At 47.3% G+C, this 14402-nt stretch carries 18 protein-coding genes; 5 read left to right on the forward strand and 13 right to left on the reverse strand.

Annotation, left to right across the window (positions count from 1 at the left end; translation table 11 throughout):
• Positions 1–88 precede the first annotated feature (88 nt).
• The 6 genes from J2Z70_RS03825 to J2Z70_RS03850 form a co-directional block, all read right to left on the reverse strand.
• Complete coding sequence (locus J2Z70_RS03825; protein WP_209869589.1) at positions 89–523, reverse strand: beta/alpha barrel domain-containing protein; 435 nt, start codon at positions 521–523, stop codon at positions 89–91.
• Positions 524–562: 39 nt separating this feature from the next.
• Positions 563–889: a tyrosine-type recombinase/integrase gene (locus J2Z70_RS33095; protein ID WP_245367966.1), complete on the reverse strand. Its 327-nt coding sequence runs from the start codon at positions 887–889 to the stop codon at positions 563–565.
• 340 nt (positions 890–1229) lie between these two features.
• Positions 1230–1538: a hypothetical protein gene (locus J2Z70_RS03835; RefSeq protein ID WP_209869592.1), complete on the reverse strand. Its 309-nt coding sequence runs from the start codon at positions 1536–1538 to the stop codon at positions 1230–1232.
• Between the two features lie 148 nt (positions 1539–1686).
• On the reverse strand, positions 1687–2010 hold the full coding sequence (locus tag J2Z70_RS03840) for a hypothetical protein (RefSeq protein WP_209869595.1): 324 nt from the start codon (positions 2008–2010) through the stop codon (positions 1687–1689).
• A gap of 85 nt (positions 2011–2095) precedes the next feature.
• Entirely contained in the window at positions 2096–2584 is a 489-nt protein-coding gene (locus J2Z70_RS03845; protein ID WP_209869598.1) for an NUDIX hydrolase, read from the reverse strand.
• A 233-nt stretch (positions 2585–2817) separates the two neighbouring features.
• Positions 2818–3300, reverse strand: a complete 483-nt coding sequence (locus J2Z70_RS03850; protein ID WP_209869601.1) for a copper amine oxidase N-terminal domain-containing protein — start codon at positions 3298–3300, stop codon at positions 2818–2820.
• Positions 3301–3445: 145 nt separating this feature from the next.
• On the opposite strand from J2Z70_RS03850, the gene J2Z70_RS03855 reads away from it, so the two are divergent.
• Complete coding sequence (locus J2Z70_RS03855; RefSeq protein ID WP_209869604.1) at positions 3446–4417, forward strand: helix-turn-helix transcriptional regulator; 972 nt, start codon at positions 3446–3448, stop codon at positions 4415–4417.
• Between the two features lie 21 nt (positions 4418–4438).
• On the opposite strand, the gene J2Z70_RS03860 is transcribed toward J2Z70_RS03855, so the two are convergent.
• Both J2Z70_RS03860 and J2Z70_RS03865 read right to left on the reverse strand, forming a co-directional pair.
• Positions 4439–4759 (reverse strand): hypothetical protein, encoded by a 321-nt coding sequence (locus J2Z70_RS03860; protein ID WP_209869607.1) that lies wholly within the window; start codon positions 4757–4759, stop codon positions 4439–4441.
• A gap of 250 nt (positions 4760–5009) precedes the next feature.
• Entirely contained in the window at positions 5010–5927 is a 918-nt protein-coding gene (locus tag J2Z70_RS03865) for a hypothetical protein (RefSeq protein ID WP_209869610.1), read from the reverse strand.
• 139 nt (positions 5928–6066) lie between these two features.
• Between J2Z70_RS03865 and J2Z70_RS03870 the strand changes: the two genes are divergently transcribed.
• Positions 6067–6597, forward strand: a complete 531-nt coding sequence (locus tag J2Z70_RS03870; RefSeq protein WP_209869614.1) for a GNAT family N-acetyltransferase — start codon at positions 6067–6069, stop codon at positions 6595–6597.
• Between the two features lie 4 nt (positions 6598–6601).
• Here the strand turns inward: J2Z70_RS03870 and J2Z70_RS03875 are convergent, their stop codons facing one another.
• Positions 6602–8191 (reverse strand): PucR family transcriptional regulator, encoded by a 1590-nt coding sequence (locus J2Z70_RS03875; RefSeq protein WP_209869617.1) that lies wholly within the window; start codon positions 8189–8191, stop codon positions 6602–6604.
• Positions 8192–8323: 132 nt separating this feature from the next.
• Here J2Z70_RS03875 and J2Z70_RS03880 point away from each other — a divergent pair, with 132 nt between their 5' ends.
• A complete protein-coding gene (locus J2Z70_RS03880) occupies positions 8324–9109 on the forward strand; it encodes an acetoacetate decarboxylase family protein (RefSeq protein ID WP_083685789.1) in 786 nt (261 codons plus the stop codon).
• 13 nt (positions 9110–9122) lie between these two features.
• The gene (locus J2Z70_RS03885; protein WP_209869619.1) at positions 9123–9887 is read left to right on the forward strand and encodes an SDR family NAD(P)-dependent oxidoreductase; all 765 of its coding nucleotides are present in this window, start codon (positions 9123–9125) and stop codon (positions 9885–9887) included.
• Between the two features lie 147 nt (positions 9888–10034).
• Here J2Z70_RS03885 and J2Z70_RS03890 read toward each other — a convergent pair whose 3' ends face one another.
• Positions 10035–10652 (reverse strand): HAD family hydrolase, encoded by a 618-nt coding sequence (locus tag J2Z70_RS03890; protein WP_209869621.1) that lies wholly within the window; start codon positions 10650–10652, stop codon positions 10035–10037.
• A gap of 523 nt (positions 10653–11175) precedes the next feature.
• Here J2Z70_RS03890 and J2Z70_RS03895 point away from each other — a divergent pair.
• Positions 11176–12309 (forward strand): amidase domain-containing protein, encoded by a 1134-nt coding sequence (locus J2Z70_RS03895; RefSeq protein WP_209869624.1) that lies wholly within the window; start codon positions 11176–11178, stop codon positions 12307–12309.
• A 52-nt stretch (positions 12310–12361) separates the two neighbouring features.
• Here the strand turns inward: J2Z70_RS03895 and J2Z70_RS03900 are convergent, their stop codons facing one another.
• The 3 genes from J2Z70_RS03900 to J2Z70_RS03910 all read right to left on the reverse strand — a co-directional run bounded on the left by J2Z70_RS03900 (position 12362) and on the right by J2Z70_RS03910 (position 14393).
• Positions 12362–12742 carry a hypothetical protein gene (locus J2Z70_RS03900; RefSeq protein ID WP_209869627.1) on the reverse strand — a complete coding sequence of 127 codons (381 nt, stop codon included), beginning with the start codon at positions 12740–12742 and terminating at the stop codon, positions 12362–12364.
• A gap of 403 nt (positions 12743–13145) precedes the next feature.
• Positions 13146–13760: a class I SAM-dependent methyltransferase gene (locus tag J2Z70_RS03905; protein ID WP_209869629.1), complete on the reverse strand. Its 615-nt coding sequence runs from the start codon at positions 13758–13760 to the stop codon at positions 13146–13148.
• Between the two features lie 21 nt (positions 13761–13781).
• On the reverse strand, positions 13782–14393 hold the full coding sequence (locus J2Z70_RS03910; protein WP_425355095.1) for a pyridoxamine 5'-phosphate oxidase family protein: 612 nt from the start codon (positions 14391–14393) through the stop codon (positions 13782–13784).
• Positions 14394–14402 lie beyond the last annotated feature (9 nt).

Consider the following 14402-nt stretch of genomic DNA (forward strand, 5'->3'; position numbering starts at 1 on the left):
AAGACTTGATAAATAAAATCTTGGACTGCCGCTGTGTTCGTTCAACTAACGTTTCCCGTTCGTTCAATAAACAGTACATCAAAAATTATCACTTCACTCGTTCGGAAATATTTTTACTTATTTCTTCAGGATTTTCAACACCAATGATCAACTTTGATATTTTGAACTTACCAACTTTAAAGCTATTTAAATCTAAATGAAGAGTTTCAAGCTCATTTTCAAAAAAGTGCAGTTGATAACCACCGTTTGATCTAAATAACCCATTTCTCATTTCTCCTAATAAAGCACCATATAGTTTAAAAGCATTTGGTATCGGTCTACCTGTTGTTATTCCTGTGATTGAAGAGTATGGAATTTGCAACCCTTTATCTAATTTTAAAAAGGGTGAGTTTCCAAAGTCGATATTTACGTAGGTTTCCATTAGTTGAATTTTACGGTCCATATTTTGATTCCCCCAATCAAATAATCCATTTATTTCATAACCCATAATTACATTTAATACCACAACACCTCTTTTCTTCATAAAGGTCTTAACTTCTCTTTAGTTGAATGGCGAAAGATTCTAAAGCTGATCCGTCGCGTATATTTGAGTGGTCGATGCCTTCTCATGACCGAGCATTCCTTGAATGAAGTCTAAGGGAGCACCATTATTAAGGAGTTGGCATGCATATGTATGTCGAAAGCGATATCCTTTGCCATTTACGATTGCTGAGCAGTTCTCCCAGTTTAGATCTTCGATGTTGATCTTTTCTAACTTGGGTTTTCTCAATTTCAAAGAAGGATTTGAAGTCAGATACGTCTCTTCATAAGCATAGCGGAAAAGAGAACGAACAAAACGAATTCGATGACCACGGCCGTTTGGCTTCAAACGAACTGCTTGCTTTGCCAAGTACTCCTTCAGTGTACTCAACGTTACCTCTGTGATATCGAGATAGCCTAGCGCCAGTACTGCATCTTGTGCTGTAAAGCGTATGCTTTTAATGTTTTTGGGCTGAACCCTTGAATGTATTTGTCAGCCTCATACAAATTCCACAACTCATTAAGTTCATAAGAAAACCTCCCTTTAGAAACTATTAAATCTAGTTTGCTTCTAGAGAGAGGTTTTAATCTGCCTGCTCTATTAAACTAACGTTTCCCGTTAGCTCAAGCTACTATAATACTTCTTTGGATTAAACTTCACTCTAATTATAACTATATAAAGAGGCTCTATGCCATGGAGCAGTAAATACTTAATAAGTGTCGTAATTATCAAAAACACGAAGCAACTTATGGTTTAATTTCCCAAATTCAGCCATGAGATCTGAGGTGTTTTTAGAATATTGACTTTGTATATAGAACCTACTGCAGGTATAAAAAAGAGACCACACTATTTCTTTAGAAACCAATTCTTCTTTATGAATCGATTCCTTGTAGGCATCCAATGTTGTATGAAGATGTAGAATCAAGTCATAATCAATTAAAGCATTCCCATCCCCACCTCCGTTTCCCCTTAACTTCACAGAAAGGTCTATACATATTTTCTTTAGTTCCTTCTCCAAGTTAGAATTCACATAATACCTCCATTCTCAATTTTTTATATCCTCTTCCATTGACTGCAACTATACTACCATTTAGTTAAAAAAGAACAGCTGATCACGTTTACTGACCGGCTGCCCTATCATGTCTGAGCTAAAGTTTTCCGGTAGCTCAACAATCCATCCATGTATTTCTTAACAGCCGAATGAATATTTCAGGTTTACTTGGGTCAAATACCTCTATCCCGTCGTCTTCTATAATCTGACTTTTAATCAAATCGTCAATGAGCCGATTGGTTACATCACGGTAGTCGTCCACTACATGTTCCTCTTCAATAAAACTAATTTGATCGCCTATATTACTCAAAAGATACCAGGTCGTCATGGCTGCTGTTACGGGGTTTCCGGTTAACTCCCTGGCTTTGCTCACTGGGAGGTGTGCAAAGCTTATTATTTCTCCTTTGCTTTTATTCACTAAAACGTATCCTTGTCCCATTCAGTATTTCTCCTCATTCTTTTAGTTCGCTAAACTAACGTTTCCCGTTAATGCAAAGATTTTTAGAACACAAGCCTTCGTATAACTAAACGCGCCTTTGAAGCTTGACATTACATTCTGACGTTGACGCAGTGAAGTACTCCATATAATTCACTGAGCCGTTAAAGTTCAAATAAGCTTCATAGCGCAAGCGGATTGCGGGTAAAGTAATCAAATCCAGAACATTTTCCTTTGGAACCCACCTACACTCGCTCGTTTCATCAGAAGTAGCCAACTCTCCACCCACAGCTTTACAGACGAAATCAAACATGACCTTCGTAGGAACATCAGTCACACCGTCATGCCACTTATGGATCGCTGTATTCGAAACAATACTTACTAAATGGCTAACAGTGGCGTCTATTCCACTTTCCTCTTTGATTTCACGAATCACACCATTAATCAGGTTTTCTCCAACTTCAGTTATCCCACCAGGATACACCCAACCATCGTCATGAGCTTTTACTAATAGGACATTTCCATTTCCATCTTCTACAATTCCGCCTGCCGATACAATATGTGTCGGAAACTCCATTTCACGGCCTCCAAATACGGTAAAGTTGTATCTTTATTCTACTTTTTTCCTGTACTTTCCTTCTTGTGTGAATTTATTTACTTAAAGGTACTTACAAAGCGATTAAACTAACCTGCCCGTTAGCTTAATGAAGTATTGACAGTCTAATACTTTATTTTCTCAGTCTACAACTTTATTATCTTTTTACATTTTTATCCTATTCCTTCGATAGCATAGTTATATTCTTGCGTTCCTCATTCTCCGACAAAATTGGGATAACTGATGAACGCTTCACGTTTATTGGCATTCCAGTCCATTGTGCCGCCAATGGCATCATTAACGAACCGCAAAGGTATGTATAGCTGCATATTCACTTGCTGGAAGGCAGCGGAATAGGTGATCTGCTTCCCGTTCACAGTGGCAATCCGGCTGCCGATCTTCATGCTGCCTGTCGTGAACAGGTTGTTAATGGTGATCATCCTTGTATGTTCATCATAACTAATTGTAGCCCCGCTGACATATAGCTTGTCCAGTGAGAGCATCACGGTACCATTCATCAGTGTGGCTCCCCCTGCGGAGGTATTGATCGGCGAGTTATTCAGATAGATATGAATAGCGGGTAATTGGGCAGATTGGGTGGAACCGGAAGCTGCGGCAGCCGGGGCCGGGGAATGAGCAACACCCGTGACCAGAACGCTAAGACCAATAATCTGCATGATTTTTTTAAAAGTGATCATAATGTGCCCCTCCTCTCTCAGAAAATACCATATTCCACATCATAGCATAAAGCGGATGGAACAGCAGAATATTACATGGTAGACTGAGAAAAAAATGCCCGCATTCATCAGTCGGATGAAAAGCGGACTTGGGAGAGAGCTTCAAATGGCAAAATGGGATAATATGCTGGCTATGCTATGGATGCTGCGGTCCGGCAAAAAACTCACTGCCGCACAGATTGCGGACAGTCTGGAGATCAGCGTCCGTACCGTGTACCGGTATATCGACGCGCTTGGCGCCAGCGGCGTCCCGGTGGTTGCGGAATCCGGGCATGACGGCGGAGTCCATATTCTGGAGAGCTTCAGTGAGACGCCCCTGTTCTTCAACGCGCTAGAGCTGAAGGCACTGGTAGATGCTTATAAATTCGCGGTAGGCGCAGGTTATCCTTATGCGAAGGAGCTGGAGAGCGCCCTCAAGAAGGTGGAGAATGGATTGCAGGAAGAACAGCGCCATGACTTGTCGCTGCTAACCAGCGGCCTCGATGTCATTGCCCCGTCCCGTCCGCCGTCTGTCGTCCCTTTGCTGCGGGAGCTGGAGCTGGCTGTGAAGGACGGGCGGACCGTACACCTCACCTACCATAAGGTGAATTCTGCGCAGGCCGATGAACGTGATGCCGATCCGTATGGACTGGCTTATGACCGCAGCGAATGGTATGTCGTCGCGTTCTGCCACCAGTCGAGGGCAATGCGGACCTTCCGTGTTGACCGCATTGCCGCGCTTAAGCTGACGGATGCCTGCTTCGAGCGGCCGGAGCAGTTCTCGGTGTCTGACTATTTCCGCAGCCAAGCGGAAGAGGAGCGGCAAGAAGACGGACCCCTTGCGGTTATCCGCATCGAAGGGGAGCCTGATACGCTGAACAAGCTGTGCAGCAATTGGCATCTGCGTCACTATTTGACGGAACGGAACGACCGGGAGGCGCGGTTCCTGCTCGATGTTCCGTCCATGAACAAGTACCTGCCCAAGTATCTGTTAAGCTTCGGTACTTCCATTCGTATTCTGGAGCCGGTGGAGCTGAAGCTTCTGGTTCAAGACAGAGCCCGTGAGATCAGCAGACATTACATGGACGATGCCGATTGAACTTCACTGACAAGCGGTTGCTTAGACCTTAAGCAATATAATGATCTCGGTAAGCAGCACCAGCCCGGCAGCCGATACCCCCAGCGAATTAATAATCGTCAGCGCATCCGGGTAGCTCTCTTTGCGGAACTGGGAGCACAGGGAGACCGTCCATAATACGCTGAAAAACAGTCCGGCAGACCCGCAGCCGTGCTCGTTCAGAACCTGTCTTCTCCTCCGGAAGAATCTGCCGAGTCCGGCAAAGGTAAACGCCATATAAATAATAAGCTCAGCCGTTGAAATGGCGATGACCTCGCCTGCCGAAAATAGATGCATCAATGCGTACTGAATGCTAAAACCCATAATCACAAGCATGTTAAAGGAAACCTTGTTCACTCTCAAGACTTCTTCCCCCTTCTGCGTAAACATGTAACACAGGCATGGATAACGCTTACATTATAATTGTAATCGTTTTCCTTTTCTGTGATTAATGACGCTTCGGGCCTATAGGAAGATATGCTTTGCGGGTCTTTGCGCCCGGGTTCTGCACACCAAGAAACCGGGCTGCTTCGGCCACAGCCCGGTCTCTTCTACAAGATGTAAGTGGTCTTGACTACATCGCTTCCAGATAATCAATGACAGCCTGAGTTTTCTTATCGCCATTCTGCTCTACAAGCAGCAGGAAATCATCCAGTTGGGTCAGCAGGCTACTGGCCTCGATCTGCTCAGGCCCTGCTTCGGACAGGGTATTCTCATACGCGATTGCCGCTTTTAGAAGAATGACCTGGGTCTTCTTGTCGAACAGCGGTGTGTTGGGGGCTCCGTTAAACACAATCTGCTTGGAAGCTTCAAAGGCTTCCTTCATGGCGGCAGCACGGTTAGAGGTCTTATACGTCTGCACAAAGGCTTCATACTGCACCGCCCGTTCCACGACCTGGTACCAGTCCACCTGTAAAGTTCTGTTGATCACAGTGGGTTGCTCCGACTCTGCGGCCATCAGGTCAATATATACCTGGAGATCTTTGCTGAGGTACGGTTTGAATACCTTAAAGCTCTTGTATTGAATGACCGGAACAAACCCGCCGCCGCCCCTCTCCAGCTTATAGTTCATGGCCGTCAAATCTTGCAGTACAATGCGTGACTCGGACCGCTTCACCTTGGAGCGTGCCAACGCCATGGTCATGCCGGGGGTGTATATATTTTTGATATCCAATTGAACGAAAGGCGCGTTCATACGTTTGGTTGCCGTAGGCAGGTAAGCCTTCAGTGCATTCTCCAGATGCAGCACAGCCAGATTCGCTTCGAGCTGCGTCATCTGGCCGATCCGGTTAACCAGCGTAGCTTGGGCCAGGCCAAGGGACGAAGGCTTTTGCAACCTCTGTTCGAATAAAGCGAAAGCTGTTGTAGGCTTCACCGCCGCTGCCTCGATCTTCTGCGGGAAAGCGCTAAGAACGGTAATTCCGGTGCTAGTCAATAACAGTGCGGAGGCAAGCGCGGCTGCCAGGTTTTTGGTTAATCTCTTCGGCTTCATAGGCACACCCCTTCAATAAATAGACGTAGTGCTTGTATTTTACCATACATTAACAACCGGGTTCACGGTTATAGACAACCCGATTATATGATCGCATAATAATAGTATGAAATATTGCCCATGAATAGGAGAATCATCAATGAACTTATCCGAACCTTTTACAACGGGCCGTCTGCATTTCCGTCTGCTGAATCAGAACGACACCGATGCCGTCTACAAGCAATTCTCGGACCCGGACATGTGCAGATACTTCAGTGAGCCGCCCTGCGATTATAGTGAAGCCATAGAAATCATTGAACATTACGCCCAGCCTGAAGGCAAAGGCCATCACCGCTATGGGATGTTTGACCGGGAGACCGGTTCCTTCATTGGCACCTGCGGATATCATTATTGGGACGCTGAGCGGAAGCAGGTAGAGATCGGTTATGACATCTGGAAGGACTATTGGGGGCAAGGTTATATGTCGGAGGCCCTGCCCGTACTTCTCGACACGTGCTTCACACAGCTTGATGTGGACTCTATCTATATCCTGACTCATCCGCATAACGCTGCTTCGATGGCAACTGTCCGAAAGTTTGGGTTTGAGGTGTGTGCGCCTTGCAGGGAAGTGGAGGAAGAGCCTCAGGTGTGTATGAAGCTAATGCGGGAGAACGCAGCTGCTGCCAAATAACAAATCAAGAGCAACAAGGGCTCCCTCCCCCATTGAGCTTTTCCAGATAATCTGTCATTTGATAGGACATATATAGCCTCAGGACCTGATCGATCTGGCGCAAATCAAGCTGAATCAGTTCGTCGATCTGGCGTAAGCGGTACCGCAGGGTGTTGCGGTGGACGAATAGTTCGTCGGCGGTTTTTTGCAGCTGCTGGTTGTTCTTCAAATAGCAATAGAGGGTATGATACAAGTCGGCATGATGCTTCTCATCGAATACACGCAGGACCGTAAGCGCCGGATGGGTGACATCCCGGGAATCATGCTGCGCATGCGGGGACAACAGATCATACAGCTGCACATCAGCATACAAGATGCGCGGTTCCGCAGGCCAGACGATCCGCCCGATCTCCAGCGCCTTGAGCGCCTGCAGATAATATTTGCGGCAGTCTGTAAGGTCGGTGAATTCCCGGCTGATCCCCAGACGGATCTGATGGCTGACGAGAAATTCCCGCAAGCTTGGATCATACTCTCTTGACCTGGACGATGCAGTATCACCCTCACTGACCCCCACCATATACTCATGGTAAAAGATCAGCCGCTCCTCCCCGAAATGCAAGTGCAGCTGATCCCTTAAATAACCAGTCTGTTTGCCGGAAGCAGAGGCATCGTACCCCGCAAGCTGCAGCACCAGAATAGACAATCTGCCCTTAGGCAGATGCACTCCGCTCCGCAGGCTCTCCTGAATTAGTTGTGAACCGTTCTCCCCATTCTCCAGCAATTCATAGATCAGCTCTTCATATTCCGCCTGGCTTGAATTCCTGTAAAAGCTGTTCTTAGCCAGCTCCGCCGCCACCAGCCCGGCCGTAAAACCCGCCAGCTCATGATCCCTCCGCTCAATCGGGCGTGTGTCGCCCAGCACAATCACATTCCCGACAGGCTTGCTGCCGATCCTAATCCTGGCGACCAGCTTGGTCACCTGGCTTCCGCTGCATTCCACTTCATAAGCCTCCAGCGACTCTATGCCGGTCTGCACACTCTTCAGTTGGTGGACGGCAGCTATGAAATCATAGGAACAGTAGCCTTTGTGCAGATTATCGCTCCAGATAGGATCGGTAACCCCGCTACAATCCGAAGAAGCCAGAACCTTGTAGCTTACATCGATGATAATTACCGGATTGCCCATCAGCTCCGCCGCCGCACAGACGATTGCATCCAGTCCTTTGCCGGCAACACAGGCCTCAAGCATTCTGCCCTTGGCCTGCTCCCGTTCAGCCTCTTCCAGAAACAGCTCCCGGGTCTGATTATAGAGCTCGAATACATCTTCCCCTGCCCCGAATTCCATACGGTTCTGTCTGCTATACATCTGCGGATGCTGGCCTGAAGCTGGCTCCACAGTATCATTAATCAGCATCAGGCTGGCCTGCTCCAACCCTTCTGCGTGATCCGGTAATCCGGACCGGTAGCCTACATAGATAAATTCAGGGGCAAAATGCGTCAGGCTCTTCGTAATCAGCATCGTATCTGAATATGCTGTCGTTATTGCTTTGTTCCACTGGATATGTAGGGCTTGCTTACTAAATTGTCTGCTAATCTGTTCAAAGGTTACATTCATCGCTCTCCCCCCATGATTATTATAGTGCGCTGTGCACAAGATTCCCATTTATTTTTATATTTTCCATATATATAATCACTGGAATAGTCATGTTACATTATTCGTGACCCTATAACACAGGAGGAGATTCAGATGAGCAGCTTCGTAAAAGATGTGAATGAGATTACCAAAAGAATCAATACACCTACGACCTTCTATAATGCAGAGACACTAACCGTCTATTGGGAGACTTCGCCCGAAGTGATCCGCAGCATTCTGCCCGCCCCGCTTACGCCGGGTCCAAGACCGCTTGTGCACGCTTTTGTTGCTAACTATCCCCGAACCAGCTTCTGCGAGCCTTACCGTGAAGCCGCGGTCTTCGTCCTGGCAGCCTACAACGGGCAACCGGGCACCTACTGCCTGTCCATGCCGATCAGCGATGATATCGCTATGGGCCTGGGGCGTGAGATTTATGGCTTCCCGAAGAAGATGGCCGACATCAGTCTCCAGAAGGAGGATCACCATATAGCAGGCAGCGTATCCCGGCGGGGTACAGAATTCTTCCATGTAGAGGCTGCGCTGAGCGGGAAAATGAATGCTGCAGACGGTGAGAGTATCATCTCCGCACATTACGGTAACGGCCTGCCTGTCTTCAACATGAAGTATTCCAAGTCACCGGATGGCCGCGGATTCGATCTTGGACCGCTGCTGATCCGGCAGACAGCCTCGATGGATATCAGTGTGCGCACGGCGGCAGAAGTAGAGATTCACCTGCATGACTCTCCGCATGACCCCTGGGCCGAGCTGGAAGTCGTCCGTATGCTGGGCGGCATCTACACGGTCAGCAATACCGTCCTTGAACGCGGTGAGGTCCTGACGGCTGTAGATCCTGAACAGTTCCTTCCCTACTCCAACTTGCGCTGGGATTGGTGGAATTAATGGAGGTGCGCCGGTGAGAAATCCATTTGATTTGAGCGGAAAAGTGACGGTGGTGACGGGCGCAGCCGGGGGAATAGGGGGGGAATTGGCTCAAGCTCTGGCCAGGCAAGGGGCGGATGTTGCCATGTTGGATGTAAGAGTGGACGAGCTGGAACCGGCGCGGCAACAGATTGAAGCCCAGGGCTGCCGGGCGCTTCCGCTCCAATGTGACGTAACCCGAGGCACGGAGATTGAAGCGGCGGTAGCAAGCATTCTGGAGCATTTCGGACGGATAGATATCCTGGTGAATAATGCCGGAGTTGCATCCACAGGCTCTGTCGAGGAACTGGCGGAAGCGGAATGGGACCGGGTGATGGATACCAATGTGAAGAGTATTTATCTCATGTCCAAAGCTGTGATCCCGGCCATGAAGGAGCGCAAGGCGGGCCGCATTATCAACCTTGCTTCCATCTGCGGTGTGAAGGGCAGCAAGCTGGCCGCCCTGCATGCCTATAATGCCTCCAAAGGCGCAGTCGTGAATCTGACCCGCGGCATGGGCGCGACCCTCGCTCCTTACGGAATCACGGTGAATGCGATCGGACCCAGCCTGTTCCCCAGCCGGATGACCCGCGCTCTCTACCAGGACCAATTTCTGGAGCAGTATAATACGCTATGCCCCATGGGCCGGCCCGGCAACCCCGATGAATTGAACGGTGCTGTCCTCTACTTCGCCTCGGATGCTTCCAGCTACACGACAGGCCAGACGCTGTATGTGGACGGGGGCTGGACAGCCGTCTGAGCCAACCGTACCCCTGGTACGCTATCCCCTGCGTATCCGCCGCATTATCGCCGGAATTGAATAAGGAGTTGTCTTCAAAGCCATGAAATGGCTGTAAGACAACTCCAGCTTTTGCAGGAAGAGATCCACCTTTATCCAAGGGCCGCTTCAGAACAATTCCAGCAGCCCGTCCAGCCGGTCGATCACATAATCATAACTGCTCACTTCGCCGAATCCATAACTCGCGTACACAAAAGGAATCCCCGCGAACCCTGCCGCCTTCCTATCCCCTTCGATATCGCCCACATAGACAGGACTCATCAGATGATTGCGGTCCATGACCAGCCTGATGTTCTCTCCCTTAGATAGTCCGGTTCTCCCCGGATTCTCGTAGTCTGTGAAATACTTCTGCAATTGATGATATTCATAAAAAGCCTCGATGTACCCCGCCTGGCAGTTGCTTACGATGAACAGCTTGTATTTAGCCGATAATGCCTGAAGCACCTCTTCTACCCGAGCATACAACCTTCCGCCTTGCTGCGACAGAACAAGACACTCCATATCACAACATTCATCCATAATCTTCTGCCGAGTATCCTCATCTGCATCAGGAAACAGCCTTCGGCCAACCTCCGGCACCGGCAGCCCCATAATGCCTTGTAAATTGTCTATCGTTACCTCTTTGGCTGCTCCCTTATAGCTGCTAATCACTTGATTCCATCCACCCACTACGGTCTCCGTCGGGTCCCATAACGTACCGTCCAGATCAAAAATAATACTATCCATTTCGCATTCCCCTCACATTTTACTCAGACTTAATAAAGCTCAGAATACTATCAATTGTACTCCGATCAAGTCCCGATAACCAAGCAATGGTATCATGCTCTTCTCTTGTAATGCCCAGAGCTACTATTTTCACCGATATACTTTAAATCCAACGCACTACACTTCCTTTCGCATAATTTAGACTTCATCAAATTCCCTCATTAATTTGTAAAAAATGTTCTTCTTAGACCAAGTCTATTCATAAATTCTACAGCCGAAAAATCGTTACTCTTCCAGCTCTCATAATTGGTATCCAGGATCTTCTTTGTCCAAAAGTAAGAGTGTTCAAGTTTATTTGCGGCCGCCTCAGGTGCTTCCCTTTTTTCCTTGCTTCAGCGATACCTTCAGCCTGCACCTGCTTAGGACGAATATCTCAAAAAAATATTGTTTAAAAATAATTTAAAATTCTAAGGAACCTTTTCCCTTTTTTGGCGTTTATAACTATGAACGGCATTACAAAATATGACAATGGGAGAGTGGCAAATTGAACTTCAAGAAGACTTGGTTGATTGTCGGAACGTTCGCTCTAGGCTTCAGCTTAATGGGAAGTGCTGTTTCCGCAGAGACTAATTCAGAGGAGAATGCTGATATTCAAATTAAAGCTAGTGATATCCAGTTTTATAATGTGCTTCCTGGAAAGTCAGCAGAGGTGAAGGAAAAAGCTCTTATTGAACACAAAGATGCTATCAACTTGGTTGAAAACCAGTTGAATAAAGATGGTATCGCTATCAAAACAGACTTAGACAATGTGGAATATCAAAAATATGTACTCTCGTTAGGAACTTCTTTTGAATTATTCTCTGCAGAGGACATGAAAAAGATAGTTGAATATGTAAAATTTATTGATTGGTATGAAAACTATGAACTTAATGTACAATTGAAAACATATCAAAATAAGCTTAAAAACAACATAACACTCTCCAATGCAGAACTTACTAAATTAAATGGTCTTTTACCGATTCCTTCAGATGCTCCTTCTACTGCTCCATCTACAGCCAATAACGAAACAACAACTAGTAGCGAAACAAACTTTAATTCTTTCGCAACAGACGAGGTTAGTCCACTAGCCGTTTCCGCAAACGGATATGACAACATAGCAGCCCGTGACTATGCTTATAGTTGGTGGAACAAAAGAAATCCCACGTATTCAACATATTATGCTGAAAAAGCAGGCTGTAATGTAGCGAATTCATCTTGTTGGTCGCAATGGAATGATTGCACTAACTTTGTATCCCAAGCGATTTATGCAGGAGGGATGAAATTTAGAACAGGTTCCCACGTAACTGCTGATGATGCTTGGAGGTTCGGACCTCTTATGCCTACTCACACGTGGGGAGGAGCGCAAAACTTCTATAAACATTGGAGTCAAAGAGCTGGCGTTGCATCAAGTGTGACCGCTCTACAAACAGGTGATGCCGTAAATGCGGACTTTGGAGCTGATGGACATGTCGATCACACTGCTATAATCACAAAAAATACAGGCAACAACAATAATAATAAATTTTTAACCCAACACACAACTGACAAAAAGGAAACTAGCACACTCCAAGATTGGTTTAGCGCTGGCTATACAGTATATGGATACGAAATGGACAAAGCTAGTAACACTGGTAACTAAGCACAACTTAAAACAACGCCCCCTTTAAAAAATAGGGGCGTTGTTTTCTTGTCTAGTCCTCAAGGTTCGCAATTCCAGCATTTAAACTATATATAATATAAAAATGATTCCATTGCTGCATAGTGACTATTTCTTCCCTACCGTCTTTCTTAAAAAAATAACCCGATCCCTCCTGTTGAGTATATCCCCACCCTTCTCGTTCCATGCGTGACTTTAACAGTTCCTGTGGATCACCCTCTTCTTTCGTGAGGTAGCGCTCTCGGCCAGGCATATCGCTATCTATCCGAATAACAGATTTACCGGTTGATTCTAAACGATACATGTATTTCACATTATTATATCCAACGTTATTGACGTATAATGCTCCTAACACGACTAAAAGGACAATAGCCCCAATAAAGCTAAATAAAATGATCTTCCATTTCTTCTTCATCCGTTCCCCTTCCCCCTTAAAAAATTGTTTTCATCTTATTTATAAACGGAAGCGGGCATCACTTAGTTACCAAAAAATTCGATTTGTGCAGAAAGAACGTTCCAGTCTACATTGGGGTCAAAAAGAAACCCTGAACGCTCCAAAGCCAGTTTAAAAGCGTCTGAGTTGAAATTTAGCGGCTCATCAGTGTATTTCTGTTTGACCTCCAGCAACGTCCATTTTCCCGGGAAATCAATAATTCCGTTGATAGCTTGAACAGCAATAGACGTATCATAAGTAACGCGAACTTCATGATATTGTTCTGTATGTTCTATGGAGCTGCGCCCGGCCCGAACCTCAAATATCTTACGAATGCCTACGGTCTTGCCCTCTTATCCAGGTATATGATCTCTTACCCTTCAGATCATAGTTGTTGTTCCTCAGGCCCCGCCCAGATCAAATGCACCATATTCAGCGAATAGCTCTCCACTCTAGTGATCTGCATCCCCGACTCCCGGACCAGTCCGAGAATATCCCGGGTCTGATGGCATCCATAGATGCGGTACAGGAGCGGATTCAGCGCCCGTTGCAGTGTAGTGACCAAGAGGTTAGAACCAATTCCATGCTCCAGGAGGAGGATGGTGCCGTCCGGCTTACACCAGCGGTTCAGCTTCACCAGCAGGTTCAGCGGGTTCTTATAGCTGCATAAGGACAGCGTGGAGACAATCGTATCGAACGAATGCGCGGCAAAGCTCATGTCTTCGATATCTGCACATATACAATCGGCTTCCAGGCGGTACTGTCCGGCGGCCCGTCTGGCCTTCTCAACCATGGCTCCGCTGAAGTCCACAGCCGTGATCTTGACGCCTTTAGGATAGAACGGGAAGTTCGCCCCGGCTCCGACGGCAAGCTCCAGCACCTCACCCTTCGCAGAACCGATTAGCTTCTGGCGCCATCGCCGCTGCTTCGGATCATCTCTTTTACGGTCATAATCCGTGGCCTGCCTGTCAAAAATCCGTATCAGCCTCTCTGTATCCATCCCCGTTATTCACTCCCCTACTTAATACAGCCGCTTCTCGTAGCTCTCCTCAATACCTCGCCGCACCACTTCCTCCGTGAACTCCGCTGCATTCACATGAGCGGCGATGATGGCCGGAGCAGACGGGAGCAAGGCTTCAGCAGGCCAGGTGCCGGAGTCCCAGACCTGCGATCTTTTGAAGGCCTTGGCACAATGCATATAACATTCCTCCACCTTCACCCCGATTCCCAGCGCAGGCCGCTTGCCTCGGGCTCGCATCCGATCCAGGATAGGCTCATCCTTAATGATATAGGCTTGCCCGTTAACCCGCAGGGTCTCTTCAAGCCCCGGGATAATAAAAATCAGACCGATATGCGGATTAGCCAGGATATTCAGCAAAGAGTCCAATCTGCGGTTCCCCGGACGTTCAGGAATGACCAGATGCCCTTCATCCAGCACCAGCACCGAACCGGGCGCATCCCCGCGCGGAGAGACATCGCATGAGCCGTGTTCATCTGCCGTAGACAGGAATAATAAAGGGGACATCGCTATATAATCACGGCAGTGATGATCCAGCTGGTGGATCGATTTGCGCTTCACCACTTCACTTGGATAGCCCAGAAGCTCTCTGAGCTCATTTTCCGACGTTAGCATTTCATGAAA

The sequence above is a fragment of the Paenibacillus silagei genome, from assembly GCF_017874735.1.
Lineage (GTDB): Bacteria > Bacillota > Bacilli > Paenibacillales > Paenibacillaceae > Paenibacillus_AQ > Paenibacillus_AQ silagei.

Bases quoted from the DNA above. Each gene is read 5' to 3' on its own strand.
- J2Z70_RS03825 (WP_209869589.1), bottom strand. From the start codon at position 523: ATGAAGAAAAGAGGTGTTGTGGTATTAAATGTAATTATGGGTTATGAA.
- J2Z70_RS03840 (WP_209869595.1), bottom strand. From the start codon at position 2,010: ATGGGACAAGGATACGTTTTAGTGAATAAAAGCAAAGGAGAAATAATA.
- J2Z70_RS03845 (WP_209869598.1), bottom strand. From the start codon at position 2,584: ATGGAGTTTCCGACACATATTGTATCGGCAGGCGGAATTGTAGAAGAT.
- J2Z70_RS03850 (WP_209869601.1), bottom strand. From the start codon at position 3,300: ATGATCACTTTTAAAAAAATCATGCAGATTATTGGTCTTAGCGTTCTG.
- J2Z70_RS03855 (WP_209869604.1), top strand. From the start codon at position 3,446: ATGGCAAAATGGGATAATATGCTGGCTATGCTATGGATGCTGCGGTCC.
- J2Z70_RS03860 (WP_209869607.1), bottom strand. From the start codon at position 4,759: ATGGGTTTTAGCATTCAGTACGCATTGATGCATCTATTTTCGGCAGGC.
- J2Z70_RS03865 (WP_209869610.1), bottom strand. From the start codon at position 5,927: ATGAAGCCGAAGAGATTAACCAAAAACCTGGCAGCCGCGCTTGCCTCC.
- J2Z70_RS03870 (WP_209869614.1), top strand. From the start codon at position 6,067: ATGAACTTATCCGAACCTTTTACAACGGGCCGTCTGCATTTCCGTCTG.
- J2Z70_RS03875 (WP_209869617.1), bottom strand. From the start codon at position 8,191: ATGAATGTAACCTTTGAACAGATTAGCAGACAATTTAGTAAGCAAGCC.
- J2Z70_RS03880 (WP_083685789.1), top strand. From the start codon at position 8,324: ATGAGCAGCTTCGTAAAAGATGTGAATGAGATTACCAAAAGAATCAAT.
- J2Z70_RS03890 (WP_209869621.1), bottom strand. From the start codon at position 10,652: ATGGATAGTATTATTTTTGATCTGGACGGTACGTTATGGGACCCGACG.
- J2Z70_RS03900 (WP_209869627.1), bottom strand. From the start codon at position 12,742: ATGAAGAAGAAATGGAAGATCATTTTATTTAGCTTTATTGGGGCTATT.
- J2Z70_RS03905 (WP_209869629.1), bottom strand. From the start codon at position 13,760: ATGGATACAGAGAGGCTGATACGGATTTTTGACAGGCAGGCCACGGAT.
- J2Z70_RS03910 (WP_425355095.1), bottom strand. From the start codon at position 14,393: ATGCTAACGTCGGAAAATGAGCTCAGAGAGCTTCTGGGCTATCCAAGT.